The organism is Psychrobacter sp. T6-1, from assembly GCF_052258445.1.
The window spans coordinates 1-862 of sequence record NZ_JBQQFC010000612.1 but is presented as its reverse complement, the minus strand read 5'-3'; the positions used below and the strand labels follow the sequence as shown (position 1 = coordinate 862).

At 40.6% G+C, this 862-nt stretch carries 1 protein-coding gene; it reads right to left on the bottom strand.

The features are described from left to right. A partial coding sequence (locus tag ACTXGO_RS14935) for a response regulator (protein ID WP_443575073.1) occupies nucleotides 1–278 on the bottom strand: 278 nt, incomplete at its 3' end. Nucleotides 279–862: the final 584 nt, after the last annotated feature.

The following is an 862-nucleotide window of genomic DNA, read 5'->3' as shown; positions in this document are numbered from 1 at the left end:
AGCATAGAAGGGTAGGGCTGAGCGACCACGCTACTCACTGCCAAAATTTTGATGCCCATATCCAACTGAATCAAGCGTTTGGTGGCTTCAAGGCCGCCGATGTTTGGCATATTGACATCGAGCAAAACGACATCAGGACGCAGCTGTTTGGCAAGCTTGATAGCCATATCGCCACTGTCCGCTTCGCCTGCAACTTCAATATCTGGACTGTCTGATAACATACGGCTGATACCCATACGTACCAAATCATGATCATCTACTACTAATACTCGAATCATAGTTTTACTCTTTGCTATCTATCATTATAGGGTATAAATTGTAAAGAAAATGGGCGCAGCATTAACGACTATACTTTGTAGGCATGTTCGATAAACCTTCGTGATTAAACCAAAGTAGCTAGAGTAATGTTTTTGTTGACTTTTTACCACAAAAAATATTGATGCTATAAAGGCAAATCGTAAATATTGCTCAAATGTTAATCAATATTACTGTAATATAAAGCAAATGTAATAAAGTTTGAACCGTCAACGAATGCCCTTGTTAAGTGAGTGCAACGCGTTAAACTAAAACGCAATCCATGATACACTAAAAATACAGCAACTCTTACCGAGTCTATACAAACATCTTTATAAACGCTACGCTTGCCAGTGATACTTCCTAAAATGAGTACTAGAGCGACAGCAGGGGGAAGAATGAAACATCTACCTATAAGCAAACAGCAACTTATCGCTACTATGATCTCACTTAGTTTAGGTAGCATGGCGCAAGCTGCGCTAACGATCAATGATAGTGGCGCAAGCGCTCGTATGAGTTGGGGCGGCGCTGATAGCTTGTCTGAAGCTCGCAATATTATGTACAAATC